24 protein-coding genes are annotated in these 26,892 nt (G+C 62.2%); 14 read left to right on the top strand and 10 right to left on the bottom strand.

What is annotated here, in order from left to right; translation table 11 throughout:
* Window positions 1-55 precede the first annotated feature (55 nt).
* The 3 genes from GKZ68_RS03280 (at window position 56) to GKZ68_RS03270 (ending at window position 3,813) form a co-directional block, all read left to right on the top strand.
* Window positions 56-1,768: an OmpA family protein gene (locus GKZ68_RS03280; protein ID WP_173110687.1), complete on the top strand. Its 1,713-nt coding sequence runs from the start codon at window positions 56-58 to the stop codon at window positions 1,766-1,768.
* Window positions 1,769-1,981: 213 nt separating this feature from the next.
* Entirely contained in the window at window positions 1,982-2,758 is a 777-nt protein-coding gene (locus GKZ68_RS03275) for an ABC transporter permease (RefSeq protein WP_173110685.1), read from the top strand.
* A gap of 221 nt (window positions 2,759-2,979) precedes the next feature.
* Window positions 2,980-3,813, top strand: coding sequence for an ATP-binding cassette domain-containing protein (locus tag GKZ68_RS03270; RefSeq protein WP_173110683.1), 834 nt, complete (start codon window positions 2,980-2,982; stop codon window positions 3,811-3,813).
* Here GKZ68_RS03270 and GKZ68_RS03265 read toward each other — a convergent pair.
* Window positions 3,810-4,247 carry a hypothetical protein gene (locus GKZ68_RS03265; protein WP_173110681.1) on the bottom strand — a complete coding sequence of 146 codons (438 nt, stop codon included), beginning with the start codon at window positions 4,245-4,247 and terminating at the stop codon, window positions 3,810-3,812. The genes GKZ68_RS03270 and GKZ68_RS03265 overlap by 4 nt on opposite strands.
* Before the next feature lie 308 nt (window positions 4,248-4,555).
* Between GKZ68_RS03265 and GKZ68_RS03260 the strand changes: the two genes are divergently transcribed.
* The 4 genes from GKZ68_RS03260 to GKZ68_RS03245 all read left to right on the top strand — a co-directional run bounded on the left by GKZ68_RS03260 (window position 4,556) and on the right by GKZ68_RS03245 (window position 10,076).
* On the top strand, window positions 4,556-6,109 hold the full coding sequence (locus GKZ68_RS03260) for an RNA-directed DNA polymerase (RefSeq protein WP_173110679.1): 1,554 nt from the start codon (window positions 4,556-4,558) through the stop codon (window positions 6,107-6,109).
* 54 nt (window positions 6,110-6,163) lie between these two features.
* Window positions 6,164-7,519: a sigma-54 dependent transcriptional regulator gene (locus tag GKZ68_RS03255; protein WP_173110677.1), complete on the top strand. Its 1,356-nt coding sequence runs from the start codon at window positions 6,164-6,166 to the stop codon at window positions 7,517-7,519.
* A 94-nt stretch (window positions 7,520-7,613) separates the two neighbouring features.
* Window positions 7,614-8,546: an MBL fold metallo-hydrolase gene (locus GKZ68_RS03250; protein WP_254244140.1), complete on the top strand. Its 933-nt coding sequence runs from the start codon at window positions 7,614-7,616 to the stop codon at window positions 8,544-8,546.
* Between the two features lie 48 nt (window positions 8,547-8,594).
* Window positions 8,595-10,076: an ATP-binding protein gene (locus GKZ68_RS03245; RefSeq protein WP_173110675.1), complete on the top strand. Its 1,482-nt coding sequence runs from the start codon at window positions 8,595-8,597 to the stop codon at window positions 10,074-10,076.
* Between the two features lie 78 nt (window positions 10,077-10,154).
* Here the strand turns inward: GKZ68_RS03245 and GKZ68_RS03240 are convergent, their stop codons facing one another.
* Window positions 10,155-10,568: a hypothetical protein gene (locus GKZ68_RS03240; protein WP_173110673.1), complete on the bottom strand. Its 414-nt coding sequence runs from the start codon at window positions 10,566-10,568 to the stop codon at window positions 10,155-10,157.
* Window positions 10,569-10,779: 211 nt separating this feature from the next.
* Between GKZ68_RS03240 and GKZ68_RS03235 the strand changes: the two genes are divergently transcribed.
* Window positions 10,780-11,301: a hypothetical protein gene (locus GKZ68_RS03235; protein ID WP_173110671.1), complete on the top strand. Its 522-nt coding sequence runs from the start codon at window positions 10,780-10,782 to the stop codon at window positions 11,299-11,301.
* Complete coding sequence (gene pulA, locus GKZ68_RS03230; RefSeq protein WP_173110669.1) at window positions 11,298-12,836, top strand: type I pullulanase; 1,539 nt, start codon at window positions 11,298-11,300, stop codon at window positions 12,834-12,836. The genes GKZ68_RS03235 and pulA overlap by 4 nt, the downstream gene beginning before the upstream one ends.
* Before the next feature lie 136 nt (window positions 12,837-12,972).
* On the opposite strand, the gene GKZ68_RS03225 is transcribed toward pulA, so the two are convergent.
* Both GKZ68_RS03225 and GKZ68_RS03220 read right to left on the bottom strand, forming a co-directional pair.
* Window positions 12,973-13,491 (bottom strand): c-type cytochrome, encoded by a 519-nt coding sequence (locus GKZ68_RS03225; RefSeq protein WP_173110667.1) that lies wholly within the window; start codon window positions 13,489-13,491, stop codon window positions 12,973-12,975.
* Between the two features lie 109 nt (window positions 13,492-13,600).
* Window positions 13,601-14,983 (bottom strand): 1,4-beta-xylanase, encoded by a 1,383-nt coding sequence (locus GKZ68_RS03220; RefSeq protein ID WP_254244139.1) that lies wholly within the window; start codon window positions 14,981-14,983, stop codon window positions 13,601-13,603.
* Window positions 14,984-15,168: 185 nt separating this feature from the next.
* Here GKZ68_RS03220 and GKZ68_RS03215 point away from each other — a divergent pair, with 185 nt between their 5' ends.
* Window positions 15,169-16,236: a glycoside hydrolase family 43 protein gene (locus GKZ68_RS03215; RefSeq protein ID WP_217275301.1), complete on the top strand. Its 1,068-nt coding sequence runs from the start codon at window positions 15,169-15,171 to the stop codon at window positions 16,234-16,236.
* Between the two features lie 5 nt (window positions 16,237-16,241).
* Here the strand turns inward: GKZ68_RS03215 and GKZ68_RS03210 are convergent, their stop codons facing one another.
* Window positions 16,242-17,243 (bottom strand): glycosyltransferase, encoded by a 1,002-nt coding sequence (locus GKZ68_RS03210; RefSeq protein ID WP_173110665.1) that lies wholly within the window; start codon window positions 17,241-17,243, stop codon window positions 16,242-16,244.
* A 227-nt stretch (window positions 17,244-17,470) separates the two neighbouring features.
* Window positions 17,471-18,469 (bottom strand): lysylphosphatidylglycerol synthase transmembrane domain-containing protein, encoded by a 999-nt coding sequence (locus GKZ68_RS03205; RefSeq protein WP_173110663.1) that lies wholly within the window; start codon window positions 18,467-18,469, stop codon window positions 17,471-17,473.
* A gap of 90 nt (window positions 18,470-18,559) precedes the next feature.
* On the opposite strand from GKZ68_RS03205, the gene ruvC reads away from it, so the two are divergent.
* The 4 genes from ruvC to GKZ68_RS03185 all read left to right on the top strand — a co-directional run bounded on the left by ruvC (window position 18,560) and on the right by GKZ68_RS03185 (window position 23,286).
* On the top strand, window positions 18,560-19,141 hold the full coding sequence (gene ruvC, locus GKZ68_RS03200; RefSeq protein WP_302052014.1) for a crossover junction endodeoxyribonuclease RuvC: 582 nt from the start codon (window positions 18,560-18,562) through the stop codon (window positions 19,139-19,141).
* Window positions 19,142-19,569: 428 nt separating this feature from the next.
* Window positions 19,570-19,806, top strand: a complete 237-nt coding sequence (locus tag GKZ68_RS03195; protein ID WP_173110659.1) for a carboxypeptidase-like regulatory domain-containing protein — start codon at window positions 19,570-19,572, stop codon at window positions 19,804-19,806.
* Between the two features lie 214 nt (window positions 19,807-20,020).
* The gene (locus GKZ68_RS03190; RefSeq protein ID WP_173110658.1) at window positions 20,021-20,497 is read left to right on the top strand and encodes a hypothetical protein; all 477 of its coding nucleotides are present in this window, start codon (window positions 20,021-20,023) and stop codon (window positions 20,495-20,497) included.
* A 158-nt stretch (window positions 20,498-20,655) separates the two neighbouring features.
* Window positions 20,656-23,286: an ATP-binding protein gene (locus GKZ68_RS03185; RefSeq protein ID WP_173110656.1), complete on the top strand. Its 2,631-nt coding sequence runs from the start codon at window positions 20,656-20,658 to the stop codon at window positions 23,284-23,286.
* 45 nt (window positions 23,287-23,331) lie between these two features.
* Here the strand turns inward: GKZ68_RS03185 and GKZ68_RS03180 are convergent, their stop codons facing one another.
* From GKZ68_RS03180 to GKZ68_RS03165, 4 genes are all read right to left on the bottom strand, one after another.
* The gene (locus GKZ68_RS03180) at window positions 23,332-24,051 is read right to left on the bottom strand and encodes a LytTR family DNA-binding domain-containing protein (RefSeq protein ID WP_173110654.1); all 720 of its coding nucleotides are present in this window, start codon (window positions 24,049-24,051) and stop codon (window positions 23,332-23,334) included.
* Window positions 24,052-24,308: 257 nt separating this feature from the next.
* Entirely contained in the window at window positions 24,309-25,121 is an 813-nt protein-coding gene (locus GKZ68_RS03175) for a PhzF family phenazine biosynthesis protein (protein ID WP_173110652.1), read from the bottom strand.
* Between the two features lie 52 nt (window positions 25,122-25,173).
* The gene (locus tag GKZ68_RS03170) at window positions 25,174-26,373 is read right to left on the bottom strand and encodes a DUF1624 domain-containing protein (protein WP_173110650.1); all 1,200 of its coding nucleotides are present in this window, start codon (window positions 26,371-26,373) and stop codon (window positions 25,174-25,176) included.
* Between the two features lie 129 nt (window positions 26,374-26,502).
* Window positions 26,503-26,694 carry a cold-shock protein gene (locus GKZ68_RS03165; RefSeq protein ID WP_151087837.1) on the bottom strand — a complete coding sequence of 64 codons (192 nt, stop codon included), beginning with the start codon at window positions 26,692-26,694 and terminating at the stop codon, window positions 26,503-26,505.
* Between the last annotated feature and the right edge of the window lie 198 nt (window positions 26,695-26,892).

The raw sequence follows: 26,892 nt of genomic DNA, 5'->3' as shown, positions 1-26,892 counted from the left end.
ATAACCGACACGGGGCAGAGCCCCGCGCCATCATTCCTACTAACTCAACTTCCCAATGACAACTCGTGGTAAAATTGTACTCGGTGCCCTCATTTTCGCACTCCTGTACTTTGGCATCAACAAGCTGATTGCCAGCAATAAATTCTTTCAAAAGGCCGATACGCAATCGGTGCTGCTCAGCTCGATTGAGCTGCCGGCGGCCCCTAGCGGCAGCCGCGCCAACCTGGTGGTGCCGCTAGCCCCGCTGCCCGGCACCGCCCCCGCCGAAAACGGCACGCCCGTGGTATGGGAAGTAATGGCCTGGAACTCGCAGATGGCCGGCATGCTCGCTAATGGCGGTCCGCGCACCACCATGGGCTCGGCCCTGGCCGCCAATAAGGTTGATATGCAGATTACCCGCCAGGACGACGTAGCGAAAATGCAGGCCGACCTGGTGAAAAACGCCCTCGACCTGCAAAGCAACCCTAGCACACCGGGCCTGATTGTCAGCATTATGGGCGATGGCCTGCCAGCTTTCTCGGCCGTGCAAAGGCAGCTCGAAAAAGCCGGCACCAGCCTGCAAATCATCCCCTACTCAGTAGGTAAATCCTTCGGCGAAGACAAGCTGATGGGTCCCAAGGAATGGCTCGACAACCCCAAGGCGGCCCTGGGTAAAACGGTGGCCTGCTACCTGCGCGACGGCGACCACAACATTGCCCTGAAGTGGTGCGCCGACAATGGCCTGAAAGTGAATCCCGACGAAACCACCTACGACCCCGAAGCCGTGAACTTCATGGCCGCCAGCGACTTCCTGGTGGCCGCCGAGAAGTACATCACCGGCAAGCCCGAAAGCCGCACCAAAGTGGTGAGTGGCCACAGCACCGGCGTGCAAGTAGACGTGGTGGCCGACGCCGTAGCTACCTGGACGCCCGGCGACGTGAACATCGCCAAGCAGAAAGGCGGCCTCGTTAACATCGTCAGCACCAAGGACTACAGCAACCAGATGCCCAACATCATGGTGACGACCAAGCGGTGGTACGATGCCCACCAGCCCGCCGTGCTGAGTTTGATGACCGCCTTCGCCGTGGCCGGCGACCAGGTGAAAAGCCACCCCGAAGCCCTGAGCCGCGCCGCCGACATCTCGGCCCAGGTCTACGGCGACCAGGACAAGCCCGGCGCCTACTGGCTGAAGTACTACAAGGGCACCAGCGAGGCCGACCGCACCGGCCAAGTGGTGGAGCTAGGCGGCAGCAAGGCCTTCAACTTCAACGACAACCTGACCTTATTCGGCCTCGACAACGGCGGCACCAACATCTACGCCGCCGTGTACAAGACCTTTGGCGACGTGCAGAGTAAGCTCTACCCCAAGGAACTGCCCAGCTACGTGCCGCTGGCCAACATGCTCGACCTGAGTTTGCTGCGCAAGCTGCAAGCCCAGTACAAAGGCAAGAACCTGGCCCCGGCCGAAACCCAATCTTTTGCGGCCGACGATGAAATCCGCCGCAGCGTGAGCAAGCGCGCCTGGAACATCGAGTTCAACACTGGTCAGAGCACGTTTACCCCCGCCGCCCAGCGCGAGTTGAGCCAGCTCTTCGACGACCTCGTGGTGGCCGGCCGCCTCAAAGTGGCCGTGCACGGCTACACCGACAACACCGGCAACCCGGATAAGAACCAGCAGCTTAGCCAGGCCCGCGCCGAGGCCGTGGCCCACTGGCTCGAAGCCAAAAGCGCCAGCGCCTTCCCCAAGGCCGCGTGCAGGTGTACGCCCACGGCGCCGCCGACCCGGTAGCCTCCAACGCCACCGAGGCCGGCAAGGCCGCCAACCGCCGCGTGGAAGTGGTACTGGGCAACTAAGCGCTTGGTTTCAAAAGGATAAAACAGAACGTCATGCTGAACGCAGTGAAGCATCTTGGTCGCTTCACCCGTGCCTGCCCACCGATGCGGTAGAGATGCTTCGACAAGCTCAGCAGGACGTTCAAATTTTTCAATTTCGATACTCACCATGAGCCCCCTTTTCACTCCCAATGCCCACCCGCGCCGCGCCACCCTGGCCGCGCTCGTGGCCGGCCAGGTGCTGGCGTTGCTGGCGCTGTGGCTCTTCTTTCCACTCCGAATTTTCCCAAGCCTGGGCGATGTTTTCCGCGCTTTTCGCGACTTGCTCACTACGCAGGGCCTGCTGCCCGAGCTGTGGGCCAGCCTACTTACCGCCTTCCAGGCGCTGGGCATCGCTACCGTTTTGGCGCTATTTATTTCCTACCTCACGGCGCTACCGTTTTTCCGGCCGCTAGCCTTTGCGGCCAGCAAGCTGCGCTACCTCACCCTCACCGGGCTCACGTTTTTTATGGCGCTGCTGCTCAGCTCGGGGCACCAGGTGAAGCTCTCGGTGCTGGTGTTTGGGGCCACGGTGTACCTGGTGACGGGCATGACGCGCGTCATCGGCAGCACCACGCAGGAGGAGCTGGACCACGCTCGCACCCTGGGCCTGGGTGAGTGGGGTAGCTTTTGGCAAGTGGTGGTGCGCGGCAAGCTGGCCGATATGCTCGAAGTAGTGCGCCAGAATTTCGCCATCATCTGGACCTTGATAACGCTCGTGGAAACTCTTTACCAAAGCGAAGGCGGCATCGGCCTGCTGCTCTACAAGCAAAACCGCTACCTGCACCTCGATGGCGTGGTAGCTATTCAGCTGGTTATTCTGGTCGTGGGCGTGGCCCAGGACTATGGGTTTGAGGCTTTAAGGAAGACGTTTTTTCCTTATGCAGGGCTGGGGGCGGCTGGTTAGGCTAGCCGTTCTACCGAGGCGCCTCACGAAACCCCTTTGGGGCCGGCCCCCTCTCCAAAAAAGAGAGGGGGAGCCTCACGATGACTCAGGCGCATTAATCAACTCAGTAATTAAATCTAAAACTGCCTGACGCACAACGCGCGCCGCCGTGGCTCTCCCTCTCCTTTTCGGAGAAGGGGCCGGGAGGTGAGACGCCACGCGGAGGGCGAAACCTGAAAACCATGACCGCCCTCCCCCACTCCTACAAAGACCCGCTGCTGACGCTGCAAGACGTTTCGATGCGCTTCGGCAGCGAGGTGATTCTGCGCGACCTCAACGTGCAGGTGCTCGACGTAATCCGCCCTGGCCTGAGCCAGGGGCAGGTGGTGGGCATCTACGGGCGCTCGGGCATCGGCAAGTCGGTGCTGTGCCGGCTGCTGGCGGGGCTAGCCACCCCCAGCACCGGCACCGTGCGCGTGGGCGAAGCCCAGCAGCCCGTGCAGCCCGGCGCCGTGGGCTACGTGCAGCAGCGCTACCCGCTGTTCAACCACCTCACGCTGCTCGACAACCTGCTGCTGGCCGCCCGCCGCAAGCACGCCCCCGCCGAGGCCCAGGCCCGCACCACCGACTACCTCGCCCGCTTCGGGCTCACGGCCCACGCCCGCAAATACCCGGCGCACCTCTCGGGCGGGCAGCGCCAGCGGGCGGCCATCGCGCAGCAGCTCCTGTGCTCCGACCACCTCATTCTGCTCGATGAGCCGTTTTCGGGCCTCGACGTGGCGATGATTGACGAGGTGAAGAAGATTATCGTGGAAGTAACGACGATGGACGAGCTAAATACCGTGCTCATTGTGAGCCACGACATTGCCACCACCACCGCGCTGGCCGACCGCCTCTGGCTGCTAGCCCCCGAGCGCGACCCCAGCACCGGCCAGTTGCTGCCCGGCGCCACCATCAGCCCCCGCCACCAGTACAACTTGGCCCAGCTCGGCCTGGCCTGGCACCCCGACGTGGAGGCCGAGCCCGAGTTTGCCCAGTTTGTGGAGGGCATCAAGACCGAGATACGGGGCAGCTAGGCCAGCAGCCGCGCCTGCTGCGCCACGCTGATGAGCCCCGGCGCATTCTTGAGCGTGGCCAGGGCTAGCTCGCGGGCGGCGCGCTGCCACTCTTTGGGGCTGATGTCGCGGGCTTCGTCGCGCAGTAGGTCGGCCAGCCCTTGGAGGGCATGGGCCAGGGCCCGGTGGCGCGGATGCTCGGCTTGCAGCGCGGCGTAGGCGGCATCCCAGTGCGCCCGCACCTTTTTGCGCCGGGTGCGAAACACCGATTCCTGGATGGGCGGGGCTTGCAGGGTGTCGAGCAGGACCACCAGCGGCAGCAGCCGCGCCGCCGACTCCACCACGGCCCCGTCGAGGCGCTGCCGCCGCTGGCGCACGGCCGCCCTGAACCGCTGGGTGCGCGGCAGCTCGCCCGCGCGGCTAGCCCCCGCTAGCTTCTGAAAACCTACTTGCATAGTCCTGGCATTGAGAGTGACAAGGTAGGGGCAATTGGCCGGTGGGACAAATCAGCGTCGAGCGCGACCATAACACTGGACAGCACCTGTCCAGTGTTATGCTATCATCAGCCCCCGCCAGTAGTAAAACTTGGCCTAACACGGCTTGGTCCAGCATCCTGACGTGAAAGACGAGCCGGAGTTTGCCTAGTTTGTGCAAAGTATTGAAGGTGAAATTCGGGAGAGTTAGGCACAGCAGTTACTGTATTCAGACAAGCTCAGTCGGAAAGTATGTATCATTGCTTACACGTTATAATTTGCCTCACGCAATGAAACTGCAAGAAGAATCTTACCGCTGGTCAATCAAACATCTTTTTAAAGAAAGCGATACCGATTTATTTCCTAAGCCTTTCGAGCTGAATGTTGTGAAGGACTGTGAGGAAGAAATCTTAAAATTTTGCATCAACCTTGACATAACAAATTATAAGTGGAAAGCTGCTCGCAGATTCATTGTACCAAAAGACAATACCTCTTATAGAGTCGCAACTCAACTCGATATTTTTGACAGCATTTTACTTGGCGCTATAGTTTATGAATTTGGAAAACTCATAGAAAACAATAGAATACCTGAAACTAGCGACACCGTTTTTAGCTATAGATTCAACCCTACAGAAGAAGGGACGTTATATGGCAATAAAAAAGCTTGGAACAAATTCTGGAGCAGTTGCAGAGTCAAAGCTGAGAACTATGAGTACGTAGTAATGTGCGACATAGCTGATTTTTACAATCAAATTTATCATCACACAATAGAGAATCAGCTACTAGTTTGTGGATTCGATAAGCCTTTAATAAAAGTACTAAAGAACCTAATCACATCTATTACACAGCGCAATTCAAGAGGAATACCAGTTGGGCCACATGCATTTCATATTTTTGCTGAAATGTCACTTACTCCAATTGACAAGAGCTTATCTCTTAAAAACATTCCTTTTAAGAGATACGTCGATGATATTGTTTTATTTTGTCGCAGCGAAAAAGAAGCGCGAATACGTATCAACCAAATTGCAGAGATTTTGGATAAACAACAGCGCCTAATACTCCAAAACCATAAGACAATAATTTTCAACAAAGAATCATTTATAGCAAAGTGCAGCGCTATGCTAACAGAGGAAGCTGGTGCTCAAACTGAAAAGGAGCTTATTGACATTATCAATAGCTATGCAGAAGGCGACGCTTACACAAAAATCAGAATTACAGACATCAGTAATCCCGACCTATTAAGACTTCCCAAAGGAGATATTGTAAGTTTATTAGACTCTTACCTGAGACCAGAAAAACCTAACTATGAAAAAATCAGGTGGCTATATAGACGTCTATCGCAAATTGGTCTAGGACACGCTGTTGATTTCTCTATTCAAAATTTCGAAAAGTTAATTCCTGCACTAAACGACGTATGTCTATATATAAGTTCATGCGCCGATAATTATAACTCAAACTGGCAATCAGTTGCAGAGGTAGTATTAACTTTAATGCAAGACGAAATAATTACTTCTAATGAATTTTATAAAATATCCTTATTAAGCTTATTTGTTTACAATCCAAATTTGAATCATTTTTCAAATTTAATTGAAATGTATTCAAACTCAAGTAGCTCAGTCAAGAGAGAGATTTTATTAGCTAGCTTAAATTACGATTCGAGTTCTTGGATTACGGAACTCAAAGAGCAATTCGGCATGGCTGACGACTGGACAAAAAGAGCTTACCTTATAGCTGCTACAAAAATGCCTGAAGACGAAAAAGAATTCTTTTTTAAGGGTGTTAAAATCAACCTAACGCCTAATGATATCATAGAACATACAATATTAAAGTGGAATTCTATTTAACAACGTAAACTCATTGAATATAGTTATCAAAACTCAAATTATAAATTACACTAAATGCCCACCGGAACCCTGCTCCTCATCGACGACGAAGCGCGCTTGCGCCAGCTGCTGGCCCAGGTGCTGGAGCTGGAAGGCTACACCGTGCTGCAAGCCCCCGATGCCTACCGGGGCCTCGCGCTGCTGGCCGAGCACGCCGCCGAGGTGCTGGTGGTGCTCTCCGACGTGAAGCTGCCCGACGGCCACGGCGTGGAGCTGCTACCGCGCTACCGGGCCGCCGCGCCGCTGGCCGAGGTGGTGCTGCTCACGGCCTTCGGCACCATCCCCGACGGGGTGCAGGCCATGAAGCTCGGCGCCTTCGACTACCTCACCAAGGGCGATTTTGAGCAGCAGCTGGTGGTGGTGGTGGAGCGCGCCGCCGAAAAGGCCCGCCTCCAGCGCCGCGTGGCCGAGCTGGAAAAGCGCGTGGGCCAGCGCCACCGCTTCGAGAGCATGATTGGCGAGGCACCGGCCCTGCGCCGCGCCCAGCACCTGGCCCGGCAGGTGGCCCCCACCGATAGCACCGTGCTGCTCGAAGGCCCCACCGGCGCGGGCAAGGAGCTGTTTGCCCAGGCCCTGCACGAGGCTAGCGGGCGCAAGAGCAAGCCCTTCGTGGCCGTTAATTGCAGCGCCTTCCCGAAAGACTTACTTGAAAGCGAGTTATTTGGCTACAAGAAAGGGGCTTTTACCGGAGCGCTGACCGATAAGAAGGGCCTGCTGGAAGAAGCCACGGGCGGCACGCTGTTTCTGGACGAAATCGGGGAGCTGGAGCTGAACGTGCAGGCCAAGTTCCTGCGGGTGCTGGAGATGCAGCAGTTCACCAAGCTCGGCGACACCAAGCCCACAAGCGTAAACATCAGGCTGGTGGCCGCCACCAACCGCAACCTCAAGCAGGAGGCCGCCGAGGGGCGCTTCCGGCCCGACTTGTACTACCGGCTCTCGGTGTTTACCATTCTGGTGCCCTCGCTCAGGGAGCGGGCTAGCGACGTGCCGGTGCTGGCCGGGTTTTTCCTGCAGCACTTCGCCGCCCGGCTGGCCAAGCGCCTGCCCGGCCTGGCCCCCGATGCCGTGGCCGCGCTGCAAGCCTACGCCTGGCCCGGCAATGTGCGCGAGCTGAAAAACGTGCTCGAGCGCGCTGCCATTCTGGCCCCGGCCGGCGAGCCGCTAGCCCTCGACTACCTGCCCGAAGAGTTTCAGGGCAGCGCCCGCCCGGTTTTTTCGACCGAGGATGAAAGCCTGCGGGCCCTGGAAGCCAAGCACATCCGGCGGTTGATGGGCGACTTGCGGGGCAGCAAGCCCGAGGTAGCCAGGAAACTCGGCATCGGGCTGACCACTCTGTACCGGAAATTGCAGGAATACGGGCTGGAGGAGTAGGCGCTGGCTTTCTAGTGGCGGGCAATACTGTTCCATCACTATCCGTCATGCCAAGCTTGCGAAGCCTGGTAGATGGAAAAATATTTGCTAATCCATGAAAATTCTGGCACTTTTCACCCTGCTTCTCACTGGCAGCACTGCGGCCTTCGCCCAAGCCCAGAAGCTCATTGTGCTGGGCGTGGCGCAGGATGCGGGCTACCCGCAAATCGGCGCAACCCAAGAATTTGCGGCCGTGGAGCTGGGTCAGCGGCAGCGGCAAAACGTGGTTTCGCTAGGGGTAGTGGACGAGCAGGCGGGGCAAAAATTTCTCTTCGAGGCCACGCCCGACATGCCGGCGCAGCTCTTTGTGCTCAATGAATTTTGGCCCACGCCGGGCACGCTGCCCACGGGTATCTTCCTCACGCACGGGCACATCGGGCATTATACCGGCCTGATGTACCTGGGGCGCGAGGCGAGCGGCGCTGGCGCGGTGCCCGTGTACGCACTGCCGCGCATGGCCAATTTCTTGACTACCAACGCGCCGTGGAGCCAGCTCGTGGCGCTGAAAAACATGGCGTTGCGGCCACTGGCGGCGGGCCAGCCGGCTAGCCTCAATGCGAGGCTGCGCGTGACGCCCTTCCTGGTGCCGCACCGCGATGAATTTACCGAAACCGTGGGCTTTGAGATTCAGGGCGCGCGCAAAAAAGCCGTCTTCATTCCCGATATCGACAAGTGGAGCAAGTGGTCGCAGAGCTTGCCCGACGTGGTGCAGCACGCCGACTACGTGCTGCTCGACGCCACCTTTTACCGCAATGGCGAGATTGCGCGCGACATGGCCGAGGTGCCGCATCCGTTTGTGGAAGAGACCATTAAGCTGCTGCAAGCCTTACCCCCTGCCGAGCGCGCCAAGGTGTATTTCATTCACTTCAACCACACCAATCCGCTGCTGAACCCAGCGAGCCCGAGCGCGCCGCGGTGCTGCGCCAGGGTTTCCGGGTGGCCGAAGAAGGCTTGGTGCTGGGCCTGTGAGGCCGCCGCGCCAGGCTAGCCACGCCAGGCGTAATTACTTTGCCACCCGCGCTATTCATGCCGCGCTATGTCGTTAAAAACCCAAATTCGCCTGGGCGTCTTCATTATGCTGGGGCTGCTGCTGAGCCTGGGCAGCTACGTACTCGTCACCATTCACCGGCTCGAAACGGAAGCGCCCAGCGTGCAGCAAACCAACGCGCTGGCGGCCCAGCGGGCAGTGTATTTGTTTTTGCTAATCAGCACCCTGCTCGGCATTGTGCTGATGGTGCGGCTGCCGCGGCTCGTCACGCGCCCGCTCACGCGCCTCACCGCCGACGTGGAGCGCGTGGCCGCGCCCGGCCCCGTCACGCGCGTGGCCGTGACCCGCAACAACGAGGTGGGCCACGTGGCGGCGGCCGTGAACCGCGTGCTGCGCCAGGCCGAAGATGAGCGCCGCGCCACTCTGGCCGAGCTCATTACCCAGCGCAACCGCACCGACAGCCTCGTGCGCGGGCTCGATGAGGGCCTGCTGCTCATTGACCAGCACGGCCTTATCGTGCTGGCCAACCCCGTGGCCTGCCTGCTGCTGGGCCAGCCCGCCAAGGCCCTGCTCGACCAGCCGGCCGCCGAGGTGGCTCGCCACAACGAGATGCTGCGCGAGTGGCTGCGCACCCTCGACGCACCCGCGGCTAGCCCTACCCCTACCGACCAAAGCGAGGCTAGCCGGCCGGCCGGGCCCGTGTTTATGGTGCGGCCCCACGGCGAAAATTTACACTACCAACTCACGGTGAGCGAGGTGACGGAGCTGAACGAGGAATTGCAAAAGGCGGTGCCGGCCGGCCACGTCTTTTGCCTGCGCGACGTATCGGCGTTTAAAAACCTCGACCAGGTGAAATCAGAGTTTCTGGCCACGATTTCGCACGAGCTGAAAACGCCGCTGGCCAGCATCAACCTCAGCCTGATGCTGTTGCAGGATGAGCGCCTCACCGCCGAGCGGCGCCAGGAAATTGCGGGCGGCATCCGGAGCGAAACCCAGCGGCTGCTGGGGATGGTGGGCCAGCTCATCGAGATTTCGCGCCTCGACGCGGGCAAGGAAATTCGCCTTAACCTGGCGCCGGTGCCGCTGCCCGAGGTGGTGCGCTACGCCACCGACATTGTGCGCGCCCAGCTCACCGACAAAGACTTGCGCCTGGCCGTGCACCTGGCCGAGCCGCTGCCCTGCGCCCAGGCCGACGTGGAGAAAACGACTTGGGTGCTCATCAATTTGCTTTCCAACGCCATTCGCTACTCGCCGCACGGCGCGGCGCTCACCATCAGGGTGGTGCCCTGGGGCGAAATGGTGCAGCTGAGCGTGGAAGACCAGGGGCCAGGTATTGCGAAGGAGTATCACCAGCGCATTTTTCAGCGCTTTGGCGGGGTGCTGGGGCCGGCCGGGCAGCAGCGCGGCAGCTCGGGGCTGGGGCTGAGTATTTCCAGGGAATTCATCACGGCGCAGGGCGGGCAGCTGTGGGTCGAAAGCCAGCCGGGCGCGGGCAGCTGCTTCACGTTTACGCTGCCGGCGGCGGGGTAAGCGGAACCAGGAATTAACAATGAAGCACCGACTGGCCGCTCGGCTACTTTTTACTACTGCCCTCTTCATTAGCCATTCCTACCTCGCATTGGCACTGCATGAGCCAGGCCGTGAGTGGACCTTCTTCGGAGAAAAAAGCCACTCGGTTGGGACCATCGCTAGGGGAGCCATCTGGCCTAGCAAACTGGGCGTGAGTAGGTAGCCCAGGCACACGGGGCTGTCGAGGCGCTGGGCGGCGCGGGTCAGAAACTCGGCCGTGACCCAGCGACGGTCGGCCTCATCGGGCGCATTACGACTGCGCAAATCAATTTTCCAACAGGTGCAGTTCACCTCCCGCGCCAGGCGCAGAATGGCGTAGTAGCCCTGCCGCAGCTCGGCCCCTGACACCGGCCGGTGCCAGCGCGCCACCAGGTAGTGCACATCGGGGCGGTAGCGCAGCTCGAGAAAGTCAGCTTCAGCATGCAAAAGGGAGGAGGTGGGCACGGCAGTCATGGCAACGGGGGTAAGACTACTTGCGAGAGGTGAATTGGACGGCGAAGGTTGCCCGGGGTTTAGTTAATAGGGTACTTTGTTCGGCCGGTGGCGCGGCTTTCTAGACCAGCAGGGCGTTTTCTTCGAATGATGATGGCACCAAACTAGCTACCCAAACTGTAGCCTGCATGAGGGGCTTCGCATGTGCGCCAGCCCCGCTTACTTTGCCCGCATGATTCGTCGCTTTTTGCCCCTGCTATTCGTTTTCTCCGGTATTCTGCCACCGGCGCTGGCCCAAACCAAAACTAAAATCAAGACTACCACTACCGCCCCGGCCGCGTACGCCGATGCCGCCCGCTACCCGCTCAGCCAGTATCCTTTTTATCAGGGCCCTGACTTGGGGCTGACTTTCGACCGGGAGGGCCAGGGCACGCTGCGCGTGTGGGCCCCCACCGCCGAGGCGCTGCGCCTGCGCCTCTACGCGGCCGGGGCGGGCGGCGCGGCCACCGCCACGCACGCGCTAGCCCGCAGCACTAGCGGCACCTGGACCCTAACGCTGCCGGCCGGCACCGCTGGTTTTTACACCGTGCAGGCCACCATCGGCGGCAAGGCGCTGGCCGAAGTAGCCGACCCCTACGCCCGGGCCGTGGGTGTAAACGGCCACCGCGGCGCCTGGCTCGACCCCGCCACCGCTAGCCCCGCCGGCTGGGTTGAAGACCTGCGCCCAAGCCCGGCGCGCCCACCGACATTGTGATTGGCGAAGTGAGCGTGCGCGACCTCTCGGCCGACCCGCAGTCGGGCATTAAGAACAAGCGGAAATACCTGGGCCTGACCGAGCCGGGCACCACCGGGCCGGGCGGCGTCCGCACCGGCCTCAGCCACTTGCAAGAGCTGGGTATAACGCACGTGCACCTGCTGCCCGTCAACGACTTCGCGGCCATTGATGAGAGCGTGCCGGCTAGCCCCGCGCGCTACAGCTGGGGCTACGACCCGCTGAATTATTTCGTGCCCGAAGGCTCCTACGCTACCTCGGCCCTCGACCCGGCGGCGCGCATCCGCGAATTTAAGCAAGTGGTGCAAAGCCTGCACAACCACCAGCTGCGCGTGGTGGCCGACGTGGTGTTCAACCACGTGGCCGACGCCGGCACCAGCGCCTTCGAGCAGCTCGTGCCCGGCTACTACTTCCGCCACGACGCCGACGGCAAGCTCTCCAACGCCACCGCCTGCGGCAACGAGGTGGCTTCGGAGCGCCCGATGGTGCGCAAGCTCATCGTGGATGCCGTGAGCCACTGGGCCCGCGAGTACCACGTCGATGGCTTCCGCTTCGACCTCATGGGCGTGCTCGACCTCGAAACCATGCGCGCCGTGCGGGTGGCCCTCGACCAGCAGGACCACAGCATCTTTATCTATGGCGAGGGCTGGGCCGCCGGGGCTAGCCCCCTGGCCGAAAACCTGCGCGCCGTGAAGGCCAGCGTGCGGCGCCTCGACCGCATCGCGGCCTTCGGCGACGAGCTGCGCGACGGCGTGAAGGGTCACTACGCGCACCAGGCCGAGGCCGGCTTCGTGGGCGGCCAGCCGGGGCTGGAAGAGAGCGTAAAGTTTGGCATCGTGGCCGCTACGCAGCACCCGCAGCTAGACTACGCCAAGGTCAATTATAGCAAGGCGCCCTGGGCTAGCCAGCCGGGCCAGGCCATCAGCTACGTGGCCTGCCACGACGACCGCGTGCTCTGGGACAAGCTTACCGTGGCCAACCCTACGGCTACTGAGCAGGAGCTTATTCAGATGGATGCGCTGTGCAATACCATCGTGTTCACCTCGCAGGGTGTGCCGTTTCTGCCCATCGGCGACGAGTTTTTGCGCACCAAAAAAGGCTCTTCTAATTCCTACAACCTGCCCGACAGCATCAACCAGCTCGACTGGGGCCGCAAGGCGCAGTACCGGGCCGTTTTCGCGTTCTACCGCCAACTGCTGGCCCTGCGCAAGGCCCACCCTGCCTTCCGCCTGCCTAGCCAGGAATCGATTGCGCAGCACCTGGAGTTTCTGCCCGGCTTGCCGGCCGGCACCGTGGGCTACCAGCTGAAAAACCACGCGGGCGGCGACGCCTGGCAGACTATCACGGTGCTCTTCAACGGCCTGCGCCAACCAGCTACCGTGCCCGTGCCGGCCGGCCGCTACAAGGTGGTGCTACGCGGGCTGGAAATCAACCAAAGCGGCCTGGGCGAGCCACTGGCAGCTGGCGCGGCCGGCGTGCCGCTAGCCCCTACCTCAGCGCTGATATTGGTGCAGTAGCGGGTAAAAGGTAGATTTACCATTAACAAGAACGTCCTGCGGAGCTTGCCGAAGCAGCTCTCCCGCGCCGCTAGGGTGTCGTTCGGTAGTGCTGCTTCGGCAAGCTCCGCAGGACGTTCTTACTTTATTTTATAACCTACTTGACTGCTACTGCTCCGGCTGAATTTGCCGGGTCATCCTGCGAGCGTATCCAGGCCACAATATTTTTGATTTCTGTTTCTGACAACTGCGGAAAGGCGGGCATCTGCTGCTTGCCGTTGTCCTCAAACAGCTTTACGGCATACTCGTCGCCACTGGCAATGACCTTGCTTGAATTGTGCACCCACGAAACTATCCACGAAACAGGCCGCCGCTTATCAATTCCAGCCAGCGCCGGGCCCACTACTTTGTCATTGACGGCGTGGCATTGGGCGCAATTGTTTTTAAATAACCCATCACCGGCCGCAATCGCAGCGGCTTCTTCGGCCGAGGCGGGCACGTAGGCCGTGGCTACCACCGGGGCTCCGGTTATCTCCTCTGACATAGGCCGTTCAGTGGCTACCTCTCCCCCACCCGTACCCACTAGCCCTGCCACATTCAAGGCCAAAAAACCTATCAGCAAAACGATGAGGCCCATTCCGAGGGAAAGGGCGAAGGCGGCATAGTTGGTACGCATGGCCAGAAAGGTAAAAGTGAGCAGTGAAGACAATTAAAAACCGGCAGCCAAGCCTTTTGCTTAGCTGCCGGCTCACATTTTTCGGCTTTTTCTGGCAAAGGGGCTAGCCCTATTTGGCCGTTGTTTTCTTGATGAAATCGACCTCGTCCTGGCGGTAGGGCGTGCCATCGGGGCGAAATACTTCGTGGAACCACTCGCCCGGCTCCGAGCCATCGGCCAGGGGCGTATCCCAGGCGTATTTGGTGTTGGTTTTGCCGGCTACCAGGCCCCAGTTGATGGCGGCCACGTTGTACTTCTTGAGCAAGGGCAAAATATTGACAAAGCGCGAGTTGCGGGGCCGGGCCATGTACTCGGTGCAGATGAGCGGCCGGCCGTGGGTTTTGAGCAGCTCAATGACGCGCTGGTGGGCGGCCACCTCGTCGTAGTCGTGGTAGGTAATCACGTCGGAATGCGTGGCCTGGAAAGTGTTGAGGGTCGTGAAGTCCCAGTTCCAGAGGCCCGCGCTCAGGGGCTGGTCGGGGCGCACGGCCTCGGCCCAGGCAAAGACATTGCGCAGCAGCGGCAGCGAGGCCATTCCCTTGCTGCTATTACCCGGCTCATTATATAAGTCCCAGAGCACGATGCGCTTATCGTGGGCAAAGCTGGTGAGCACGTCGGTGACGTAGGGCCGCAGCTGCCCGAAGGTAGCCGAGTCGCGCGAGGCGGGGTCGCCAGGGTCTTGCTCCCAGCCCGAGTTGTGAATACCGGTTTTGGGCACGGGCTGGGTGCCCACTTTGGGGTCCTTGTTCCAGCAGTCATCAAAGAACACGAAGATGGTGCCGATGTGGTGTTTGTCGGCAATGGCCAGGTAGTCGTTTAGGCGCTTCTTAAATCCGGCCTGGTCTTCATTCCAGGCCAGGCTGTGCAGGAACACGCGCATGGTGTTGAAGCCAATACCCTCGGCCCAACCCAGCTCTTTGTCAATTGTTTGCGGGTCGAAAGTGGCGGCCTGCCACATTTCTAGCTGGTTGATGGCGGTGCTGGGGATGAAGTTGGCGCCCGTCATCCAGGGCTGGGTTTTGTACCAGGCATTGGCTTTGTCGGCCGACCAGCGGCGGTCCTGGCCAGTGGCTAGGGTGGCCGCGCCGCCCTTCGCTTTGGTCTTGACTTTTTGGGCCTGGGCCGCCGGCGCGCCGAGCAGCGCCAAGCCCAGTAGGAGCAGCAAAATTTTCTTCATGCGGAAGAGTGGGAAAGAGAAAGAGAGAAATGAAAGTAGCGCGCCGAGATGGCCCAACCGGGCGCGGCGCGGCCATAATCGCTGAAATACGTCCAGAATACTATCCTTGGCCGCCGCCGCGTCGCTGGTGGGGCGCCGGGCATGGGCGTAGGGCGCCGGGTACTGCTGCCGTAACGACGCCTCGCAGGCGTGCTCATCGCCCGCCAGCGTATCTTCCCACAGCGCATCATCGGGCATCGACATTAGGCAAGTAGCGGGGCAGGAAGGGTTAAGCATAAGGTTTTCGGAGTTGCTTTGCGCCAGGTTGCGGCCGGGCCGGGTAAACTTACGGCAAACTGCCGCGCTCCCCTTCACAAACCGGGCCGCCTACCCTGCCCGCCCCGGCTGGTTTGCCAGCGGCGAAACTATAGTTGCAAACGCCTCACGCTGCGGCTGAAAATTTGCTTATTTTTTTCTCTCCCATGCCCACCCGCCGCCACTTCGTTTCCGGCTCTCTGGCGGGGCTAGCCCTGCTTGCCATGCGCCCCACTGCCTTTGCCGCCGCCCGCACCTACACCAACCCGGTGCTGGCCCGCAACTTTCCCGACCCCTTTGTGCTGCGGCACGGCGGGCACTACTATGCCTTCGGAACCACCGGCCGGGGCCGCACGCCCGATGGCCGGGTTTTTACGCTCCTGCAATCGGATAATCTGGTGGACTGGCGGCCGCTGGGCGGGGCGCTCACGCCCCCGGCGGGCAGCGAGGAGTTTGACTTCTGGGCACCCGAAGTAGTTGAGCACCAAGGCACGTTTTATATGTACTACTCGCGGGGCGGCGGGGCTATCGGGGCCACGGTGGGGCACCAGCTAAAGGTGGCCACCAGCCCGCGGCCCGAAGGGCCTTATACCGAAGTGGCTAGCCTGCCGGTGGCCGACAGCCAGTTTACCATCGATGCCCACGCCTTTCAGGACACCGACGGGCAGTGGTACTTGTTCTACGCCCGCGACTTTACCGACACCACCGATGGCTACTACCCCGGTACCGGACTGGTGGTGGACCGCCTCGCCAGCATGACGCAGCTGGCCGGCGAGCCGCGCACGGTGCTGCGCGCCCGCCACAAGTGGACGCTCTTCGAGGCCAACCGCACCATGCCGCTCTACGGAGGCCGCACTTTTGCCGAGTGGCACACGCTGGAAGGGCCGTTTGTGCGGCGCCACGCGGGCAAGTACTACTGCTTTTTCAGCGGGGCTAATTTTCTGACTGACCGCTACGGCGTCGATTACTGCGCGGCCGACCACATACTGGGTCCCTACGTCGACTCAGGCTCCGATGCCGGGGCCAGAGTATTGCACTCGGTGCCCGGCCACGTGCGCGGCCCCGGCCACCACAGCCACGTGCTGAGCCCCGACGGCCGCACCGAGTACCTGGTATACCACGCCTGGAACGCGGCCATGACCGAGCGCCAGCTCTGCCTCGATAAGCTGGCCTGGACGGCCCAGGGTCCGCGCTGCTTGGGGCCGACCTACACGCCGCAGCCGCTGCCGGGCTAGGGGCACTACCGCACTTGCCGGCCCTTCCAGCGGTAGCCCTGCGCGCGCTGGCCGGCTAGCCCCACGGCCAGCGCATAGGGCGCGTAGAGCAGCTGCAAAGGCAGCAGCCAGGCTAGCCAGCGGCGGCGGCGCAGCAGCCCCAGCACCGGCCACAGCAGCCAGGTATCGGCCCCGAGCTTGAGGGCCCAGGCGGCGGCCACCGTGAGCCACAGAGCAGGCCAGACTAAAGCCAGGGCTAGCCCCAGCGCCAGGCTCACATTGGCCCCGAGCACGAGCAGGGCCAGCTGGCGCGGGGCGGCCGGGCGGTAGTGCGGCCATTTGCTGGCCCAGCGCACGCGCTGCCGCAGCAGGGCACGCAGCGTGGCCGGCGCGGGCGTATCGACCACGGCCCCGGACTGGGCCAGGAAGCGCACGCCGGCCGGGTAGCGCTGGTGGATTTTATGCAGCAAAAATTCGTCGTCGCCGCTGGCTAGCCCGGCGTTGTCGGCGTAGCCACCTACTTCGTGAAACGTGGCGCGGCGAAAAGCCAGGTTGGCGCCGTTGCACATAGTGGGCCGGCCGCGGGCTAGGCAGGCGCCCCCCACGCCCACCAGCCCGGCAAATTCCAGCCCCAGCACGCCATCAAACCACGCGCCACCCGGCGTGAGGCGCACCGGCCCGCTGACGAAGTGCAGGCCGAACTGCGCCTGCAGCAAGCCGGCATAGGCGGCCAGCCAGCCGGGCGCGGGGCGGCAGTCGGCATCGGTGCACACCACCCACGAAGCGCGGGCCTGCGCCTCGGCGGCGGCTAGGGCGGCTTTTTTGCCGGAGGCGCCGGGCGGCAGGCTGATAAGGCGCAGGCTGAATGGCAGCTGCCGGGCAGCTGCCTGCACCAGCGCCGCCGTGCCGTCGGCCGAGTGGTCGTCGGCCACGAGCACTTCAAAAAAGTGCGGCGCCAGCGTTTGCTGACGCAGGGCAGCCAGCAAACGCGGCAAGGCGGCGGCTTCGTCGCGGGCAGCGATGAGCACGGAGAATCGTAGCTCTTTGGCAGGCACCTCACTCCCTGGCTCCCTTTCCACAAAAGAGGGGGAAGTAGCTTCTGGGTCTAGTCTAGAAGCTACTGCTCCCTCTTTTGTGGAGAGGGAGCCAGGGGGTGAAGTATCTCCGGGCGCAAATCCGCCCCGCAGCCACGCCCACACGGCGGCATACAGCGCCGGCCCGGCCAGCAGCAAAGCACCCAGGGCAATCAGCATGGCTAGCGGGACTTGCGTTCGCGCAGCACCCGCAGGCCGGGCAGCAGCAGCAGCCCCAGGGCGCTGGGCAGCGCAATGTTGATGACCCACAAACTCAGGCTGGCGCTCAGCACGGGCAGCGCGGGCTGGCCCAGCAGCCCAAACAGGTGCGTGGCCGAAAGCTCACGCACGCCCACATCGGCCAGCGCATTGAGCGAGGGCACCAGCGATTTAAACAAAAATGTGCCCGCCACCGCCGCCACCGCCGGCCCCAGCGCCCCGCGTACCCCATACGCATGCAGCAGCAGCAAAAACTGCCCGCAAAACACCGCGTAGCGCAGCCCCGAAATGCCCAGCACCGCGTGCAGCTCGGCGGCCGAGTAGGTAGGCATCACGGCTAGGTAGCGGCGAAAGCGCCGCAGCGGCTTCACCAGGGCTAGCACCGCCAGCAGCAGCCGCGAGCGGTAGAGCGGCAGCAGCGTCAGCGCGCCCGTCAGCATGCCCGCCACCAGCACGCCCGCCTGCGCCGCCGGGTAGCCGCCCAGGTAGAATTTCAGCAGGAAATACAGCAGCCCCGCCCCGCCCGCCAGCACCGTGGCCACCAGCTGCGCATAGCGCCCTAAAAATACCGCCCCCACGGCCTCCAGCCGGCGCCGGGCGTGCAGCTCCAGGATGCGGGCGGCGTAGTCGCCCACCCGGTTGGGGGTGGCAAAGCCCAGCGTGAGGCCCAGCAGCACCGCCCGCAGGCTGCGCCCGAAGGAGTGGCCGGGCTCCAGGTGCCGGGCCAGCCGCTGCCACTTCCAGGCTTCGAGGCCCCAGTTGAGGGGCACCAGGGCCAGCGCGGCCAGCACCGGGCCGCGCCCCGCGCCCGTGAGCGTGCTGGCCACCAGCCGCCGCCAGGCCGCCGCCGTGTCGGGCGCGGCAAACACCGAGTGGTAGAGCAAACCCAGCGTGAGCAGGCTTACCCCGATTTTGGCCAGCAGCACCCAGCGCGGGCCCCGGCGCGGCGCGGACGGGGGCAAAGGGGCGTAACTTTGAGCTAGATGGCCGTTTCCCGCACTTTGCCCCCCTCCCCCCCCGCCCAGCGGTTGCCCCCGGCCGAGAAGGTCATTATGGGCATCGACCCCGGCACCCAGATTATGGGCTACGCCGTTATTGAGGTGCGCGGCCAGCACGTGCGGGTGCTGCAATACGACGTTATCAATATGAAGGCGCTGGGGTCGAATCACGCCGTAAAGCTAAAGCGGATTTTCACCCGCATGCTGGAGCTGATTGATGAGTTCCTGCCCGACGAGCTAGCCATCGAGGCGCCGTTCTACGGCGTTAATGTGCAGAGTATGCTCAAGCTGGGCCGGGCGCAGGGCGTGGCCATCGCGGCCTGCCTCTCGCGCGACATTCCGTTTGTGGAGTACGCGCCCACCAAGGTCAAGCAGGCCGTCACGGGCTCGGGCTCGGCCGATAAGGAGCAGGTGGCCCGCATGCTGCGCCAAACCCTGGAGCTGCCGCCTATCGAGGAAGCACCCAAATTTCTGGACGCCACCGATGCCCTGGCCGTGGCCTTGTGCCACCACTACCAGCAGGGCAACAACGTGAAAGCCGGCACTAAAAGCTGGGGTAAGTTTCTGGAAGACAACCCCGGCCGGGCGCTGGCGGCCACCGGCACCGCGCGCAAGCCAGCCAGCCGCGCCAAGTAGCGCGCCCACCGCTCAGCGGGTAAAACGCAGCATTGGCTTACAAAATAACCGTATTCGCAGAATCTCGTACAAGCCTCTCCCCGTCCGCTGTACATTTGTACAGGTCAAGTTTTTCCTCCTTGTGTACAACTCGGCCGGCATCTGTTTCTTACTCATTCCCGCCCTGCTATGCAAGCTTTTTCTACCTTCCCCGCACTTCGTTATTGCACCGCTGCTTTTTTAGTAGTGTTGCTGGCTGGCGCCGCCGCCGCCGCCCCAGCTACCGATACACATCCGGCAACCAAGCGCCAGCCTGTGGCCGCCGGCAAAAGTAAACCCACCGCCCCGGCTGCCCCTGCACCAGCCAGTAAGCCGCTGGTTGCGCCCGCTGTGGCCCCGGCAGTGCTGCCGGCAGCCGAGCAGCCCAGTGCGCCGGCAGCCCCCAAACCGTGCAGCTCAAAGGCATTGTGCTAGCTCCCGACGGCCGGCCCTGCGCCGGAGCTAGCGTGTACCCCGCCGGCGCGCCGCGCCAGCTCGTCGTCACCGATGCCCAGGGAGCATTCACGCTACCCGTGCCCGCCGGGGCTGCTATTTCGCTACGCGTTGAATATTTTGGGGAAGGCAGCAGCCGGGTGGAGGTGCCCGCGCCCGGCACTACTCCCTTGCGCATCACGCTCGGCAAGTAGGCTCCTGTTCTTCTTTAGTATCGCAAGGCTTCTTTCCGGCATGGAAAGAAGCCTTTTTCATTCCTGGCTAGCCGGCCGGCAGCACTTATTCGGCCAGTAAACAGGACCATTCGCATAGTTCTTAGTACTTCCTTAAGTCGCACTGCTACTTTTGATTAACCGCACTACTAGTCTCCCCTAGCCCCTAGCTATTTCAACACGTTACCCACTTTTTATGTTAGGTCTCCGCTCTTCTATTGCTGCTTCGATTGCCCTACTGCTCCTGTTGGGCGGGCCGGCACAGGCGGCGCGCACCTTGCCCACTGCGGGCAAAAATACCCGGCCGCAAGCCCGCCGCAGGGCCATTCGCCCCGCCGCCAAGGCACCCGCCCACCAGCCGGCCGGCCGGCCCCAGTCGGCTCCAGCCCCAGTGAGCCCGCGCGCTGGGGCCAGCGCGCCGCCCGAAACGCGCCTGCTTTACCTGGCGGGCCTCGTGCTGGGGGCCGACGGCCAGCCTTGCCCCGGAGTTTGTGTTTTTCCCACTACCAATGTGCGCCAGATTGCCGTAACCGATGCGCACGGCGCTTTTCTACTGCAAGTGCCGGCCCATACGGCCTTAAGCCTACAGGCCGAGTATGTGGGGCTAGGCAGCACCCGGATTGCCCTCGACGGTGAAACGGCGCAGCCAGTACACATTACTCTGGGGCGTTAAGTGATTCAGCTGCTACGCTTTTCACCCAGCGAAAGCCTCTTCCGTGCGGTGGAAGAGGCTTTTAATGCGTAAATAGCTGGGCCATTGACTACCCTAAGCTACTGCTACTGCTACCACTATCATCTGCTTACTGCTAGTTAGATTCCACGTTTTTATTTATGTCTGCACCTTCTGCCCCGGTTGGCCCGACCGACGATGCTGCGCTCGCTGAATTACGGGCGCTGGCTAGCTTGTCCGCGCAAAATCCTAATCCGATTGTCCGACTTGATGCGCGTGGCCGGCAGCTCTACGCCAACCCCGCCGCCCTGGCTCTGCGCCAGGGCCTGAGCCGGGCCGAGCAAGTGCGGGTGCGGCAGCAGCTACGGGCCGCCGTGCGCCAGGGCACAGATGCTTTGGCGCCGGTAATTCAGGTGGGCCAACGCTATTTCCTGCTGCAAAAGGCTACCATTGTACCGCCCGAGGGCAGCGTGACGCTCTACCTGGCCGAAACCACGGGCCGGGTGCAGGCCGAGCGCCAGCTGGCCGACCAGCAGACTCTGCTGGGCGAAATTCTGGACGCGACGCCGAGCCTCATTTTCGTGCGCGATGCCCAGCAGCAGATGGTATTTGAAAACCGCGCCACCACCCAGCTGCGGCAGCGCATGGGCTACCTCAACCCGGCCGCGGCCCAGCCGCCCACGCCCCGCCAGGCCGCCGAGTGGAGCGAGTATATGAACACCGATGCGCAGGTGCTGGCCACCGGCGAGCAGTCTACCCGGGAAACGACGACCACGCTGGCCTCGGGTGAGGTGCGCTATTTCTGCACCATTAAGCGCCTGTTGGTGCGGCCCGACGGCACCCGGCAGGTGCTGGTGCTCAGCAGCGATATCACCGACGAAAAGCTGGCTTCTGATGCCCTGGCGCAGCGCGAAAAGCAGTACCGCGACCTGATGATGCACTCGCAGGCACTCATTTGTACGCACGATTTGCAGGGCAACCTGCTCACGGCTAACCCGGCCGCCGCCGAGCTGCTGGGCCACCCGCTGGAAACGCTCCCGGGTATCAATCTCTGCGACCTGGTAGCACCGGCCCAGCGCCACGGGGTGGCGGGCTACCTCCGGGGCTTTGCCACCACCGACAGCCAACGCGGCACGATGGCCCTGCCCGGCGGGCGCTACCTGCTCTACGACAACCACTTGGTGCACGAAGAGGGCCAGCCGGCCTACGTCATTGGCTACGGGCAGGACATTACCGAGCGCGTGCTGGCCGAGCAGGCCCTGCGCCGCGCCAAAACCGCCGCCGAAGCCGCCGTGCAGGCCCGCGAAAATTTCCTGGCCAACATCAGCCACGAAATTCGCACCCCTCTCAACGGGGTGCTGGGGATGGCTAGCCAGCTCGGCAAAACCACCCTCGACGCCCGCCAGCAGGAGTTTGTGCGCACCATCCGGCACGCGGGGCAGCACCTGCTGCACGTCATCAACGACGTGCTCGACATGGCCAAAATCAGCTCGGGCAAAATGGAGTTTGAGGCCGTCGCCTTCAATCTCTGCGACTCGATGAGCGAAGCCCTGCGCCCGCTCGTGAGCCAGGCCAAAGAAAAGGGCATTAACTTTGCCGGCACGCCGCTGCGCACCACCTGCGCCTACCCCTGGGTACTCAGCGACCCCCACCGCCTCAACCAGATTCTTATCAATCTGGTAGCCAACGCCCTTAAGTTTACCGAGCCGGGCGGGCGGGTGGTGGTCATCGGCGAGCAGCTCGCCGAAACAGCCACCACGCTCACCGTGCGCTTTAGCGTGGAGGACACTGGCATCGGCATTGCCTATGATAAGCAAGGCCTTATTTTTGAAGGCTTTACCCAGGCATATTCCGATACCACGCGCCGTTTTGGCGGCACCGGCCTGGGCCTCAGCATCTCGCGGGTACTGGTCGAGCAGCTGGGGGGCCAGCTCATGCTCAGCAGTGAGCTGGGTAAAGGCAGCACGTTTGCCTTTGTGCTCACGCTGCCCAAGGCCGCCGCGCCCGCGCCGGCCCAGCCCGCCCTCGATGCCTACGACACTGGCGCGCTGCGCGGCCGCCGCCTGCTGGTGGTCGAAGACAACGAAATAAACCGCACCGTGGCGCGCCTGCTGTTCGAGGGCTGGGGCGCCGTGGTGGAGGAGGCCGAAGATGGCTGGGCCGGCGTGCAGCGCGTGCGCGACGCCCCCCAGCTCTACGACGTGGTGCTGATGGATATTCAGCTACCCGGCCTCAACGGCCTCGATGCCACGGCGGCCATTCGGGCGCTGCCCGACCCGGCGCGGGCCAACCTGCCCATCGTGGCCCTCACGGCCAATGCCTTCCGGGCCGACCGCGACCGCTACCTGGCCGCCGGTATGAATGCCACCCTAGCCAAGCCGTTTGAGGAAGAAGACGTGTACCGCACCCTGGTGCAGCAATTGCCCGCCCCCGCCCCGGCGCAAGCCTACGACCTGAGCAAGCTGCGCACCCTGGCGCGGGGCCGCGAAGAGTTTGTGGTGAAAATCATCCACTCTTTTCTGCGCAATATTCCCGACAGCCTGGCCCAGCTGCGCACCGCCGCCGCCGCCGGCCGCTGGGACGATGCCGCCAAAATCACGCACCACATCAAGCCCAGCCTTGAATCGGTGGGCGTGCCCGGCGTGGCCAATGCCGTGCTGCAGCTCGAAGCCGCCGCCGACCTGCTCCATCTGCCCGCCGCCGCCGCCCACCTGGCTAGCCAGGTGCAGCGCGCCCTGGCCGCCCTGCCGCAGGAACTGCCTCTGAAGGAACAAGGTAGCATGGAGGAATAACGAATTACACAAGCGATAATTCTCGATTCCTCGTTCTACCTTACCTCACAAGCTGCGTAGGTGGCGGGTAAACTCATCCTGGTACGACTTGCCTACCGGCACCTCGTAGGGGCCCAGCTTGAGCATGTTGTCTTCGATGGCCTCGATGCGGCGCATATTTACGATGTAGGAGCGGTGCACCCGCACGAAGTGGGCGAAGGGCAGCCGCTCAATCAGGGCCTTGAGGGTGAGGTATACGATGTGCTTTTGGGCAGTGGTTACTATCACCGAATACGTCGAAAGAGCCTCAATGTAGAGCACCTCGTCGAAGTTGATTTTAATAGTCTTGGTGCCCACTTTCACGAACAGGTCGGCGGCCGGCTCAGGGATTTTGGCCGCGGGGAGCACGGCCGGCCGCTGGGCCTGCACCTTGCCGATGGCCTGGCTGAACCGTGCAAACTCCACTGGTTTTACTAGATAATCAACCACTTGCAGCTCAAAAGCCGCCACGGCGAAGTCGCGGTGCGTAGTCACCAGCACAATGGCCGGCGCGGGCCGGGGCAGCAGCTTGGCTAGCTCGAGGCCCGTGAGGGTGGGCATCTCCACATCGAGCAGGATGAGGTCGCAGCGGCCGCCGCCCCGGAAAAACGCCAGCGCTTCGAGCCCGCCCGGCAACGAGGCCACCAGCTTCAGCTCGGGCGTCAGGTCTACGAGGTGCTCGAGCGTGAGCCGGTTGATTTCATTATCGTCAACAATGATGCAGTTGAGACAGGCAGTAGTAGGCATCGTGTGGAAAAAGCAGAGTACGTAGCGCACTACACCAGAGCCTGGCTCCAGTGCATACCACTGCAAGCTACTAGCGCCCGAGCTTGTAAGTAGCCAATCCTCACGAAAATAGCACGTAGAATCAGCCTCCTGGCTAGCCACAAAGTCCAGCTTAACTCATTTTTTTATACTCATAAATCATCCCCGATACCGTTTATACTGTTATCAATCAGCTCATTACCAAACAACCAACCTTATCAGCTGGTGCCTGCTGGCCGCTATAGCTGCACGTCGCCGCGCAAAAACGTGACGGCGTAGCCACCAATGTCCACGCGGTCGCCGCGCAGGCGGCACCACAGCTCACCGCCGCGCGCCGACTCCTGGCGGGCAAACAGGTCGGTTTTACCCAGCTTCTCGGCCCAGAACGGGATGAGCGTGCTGTGCGCCGAGCCGGTAACGGGGTCTTCGGGCACGCCCACTTCGGGGGCAAAAAAGCGCGACACAAAATCGACGCCGCCCGTGCCCGGCGCCGTGGCAATGAGGCCGATGTAGCCTAGGTCGATGAGCGCGGCGAAGTCGGGCTTGAGGGCCAGCACCTCGTCGGCGTGGGCAAACTCGACCACCAAATCGCGCGAGGCCAGCACGGCCAGCGGCGTGGCCGCGCCGGGGCCGAGCGAGCGCAGCAGCACCTCGGGGTGCTCGGCCAGGGCCAGCGGGCGCGGCGGGCGGCTCGGAAAGTCGAGCACCAGCTTGCCATCGGCCTCGCGGCGCACTTTCAGCAGGCCGCTTTTGCTGTGGAAAGTGATTTCGGGCTTGGTATAGCCGCGCTCGTTCCAGAGCACGTGGGCGCTGGCCAGGGTGGCGTGGCCACAGAGGTCAATCTCGAAAGTGGGCGTGAACCAGCGCAAGTGAAAATCGGCCGCCTGGCCGTGCAGCGGCACGAAAAAGGCCGTTTCGGCCAGGTTATTTTCGGCGGCTATCTGCTGCATGGTGGCATCGGGCAGCCACTCGTCGAGCGGGCACACGGCGGCCGGGTTGCCGGTGAAAGGCCGGCGGGCAAAGGCATCAACCTGGTAAATCGGGATGGTCATGGCGAAAGAGAAGTGAGCTGCAAAGATGCACCGCGCTGCCAGGCTAGCCCGTTTACAGATACGACAGCCACCAGTACGAGTGCCGCTGCTTGTAGCCCTGGTACCAGCGGCAGGGCCAGTACATGATGGCCACCACGCACACCCACACCACATACAGGCGCGGCAGGCTGGGGTGATAAGCGGACGGCCAGTCTTTTACGGCGGCAAACGACAGGTTGATGGCGTGCCCAAAAGCCAAGCGCGTCCACGCATACGCCCCGCCGCTAATCAGCATAAAATGCAGCACAAAGTAAAAGAGCGGCACCCGCCCATACGTGCTCAGCCAACTGCTGAGGCGGCTAGGCAGGCGGCCGGCCACCGCCAGCAGCACCAGCGCCCCGCCGAGCGTGAGACCCAGAAACAGCAGCGACGGCGGGTATTTGGTGACGTTCAGAAACGAGAGCAGCGTGTAGCCGGCCCCGCGCGGCTGCACGCTCCACGGCGAGGGGTCGCCGTACCAATTGGTGGCGCGCAGGCCCGCAAAAAACAGCAGCGCGGCCCCGCCCGCCAGGCCTAGCCAGCGCGTGCGCCGGGCCGGCGCAGCCCAAAACCAGGGCCCGGCCACGTAGCCGGCGGCCATCACGGCCGCCCAGGGCAGGATGGTGTAGGCCGCCAAAACCGGCACGGGGTGCAGCGCCACTAAAAACGGACTATCGTAGAGCAAGGCCCCGCCCAGGTGGCGGGTATCTACGGGCTGAATGGTGGGCAGCAGGTGCTGCCCAAAAAGGAAGACCAGTGCCAGGCTAGCCAGCAGCCAGCGCGGCAGCCAAATGGCACCCGCCAGCAGCACCATGCTCCAGCCCAGCACCCAGATTACTTCGAGCACCAGCAGCGGATAGCCCCACTGCAGCAAAAAATTAATTACCACCAGCTCCAGCATGACCAGCCACAGCCCGCGCGTGAGCAAAAACCGGCTGACCGCGCTCCGGCTAGGCTGCTTTTGCTGGTATAAAAAAATACTGACGCCCGCCAGAAACACGAACGTGGGCGCACAAAAATGGGTAACCCAGCGCGTCAGAAACAGCGCCGCCGGGGCCTGGGCTACGTCTTCGGGCCGCACCGGCGTGGCGCACCAAAACTCCCGAATGTGGTCGATGGCCATGAGTATCATGGCCAGGCCGCGCACCACATCGATGGCCAGCACGCGGGGGCGGGCCGCGGCCTCGCTAGGGGCCGCCGGGCCGGGCAATGGCAAAGTAGCAGGTTGGCTCATAGAGCGAAGCGCCTGATTGGCACTGCCAAAGTACGGGGTAATCGCGCGCCCTGCTCTACTAGCCAGAAATCAAAAAAAGGCCCCGCTAGCGTGCTAGCGGGGCCTTTTACTAACTGAGGCGGCTTAAAGCTACACCAGCGATACTTTAACGGCGTTCGGGCCTTTTTTGCCCTGGGCGATTTCAAACTGCACTTTGTCGTTCTCGCGAATCTCGTTCACGAGGTCGGTTACGTGGACGAATACGTCCTCGCCGGTGCTGTCTACTTTGATGAAGCCGAAGCCTTTGGTTTCGTTGAAGAATTTTACGGTTCCTGTCTGCATGATGCTAGGGAAAAAATGGGGTGATAAAGCAAGCAGCAGCGAACCTGTGTGATTAATGTAGCGAACTACCCTAACGGTACTGAAACGTGGCGATTTGCCTTTTGTGCCGTAAAGGTACGTTGAATTTGCTGCGCGGGACCAGTTGCGCGTTACTTAAGGCCGCTGATGGTGGTGCTTTAGCGGCCGGGGGCGGTTTTG

Source organism: Hymenobacter sp. BRD128 (assembly GCF_013256625.1).
In the GTDB taxonomy this organism is placed as follows: Bacteria; Bacteroidota; Bacteroidia; order Cytophagales; family Hymenobacteraceae; genus Hymenobacter.
Note: the sequence above shows the minus strand (reverse complement) of the source record. Positions and strands in the feature narration are given on the sequence as shown.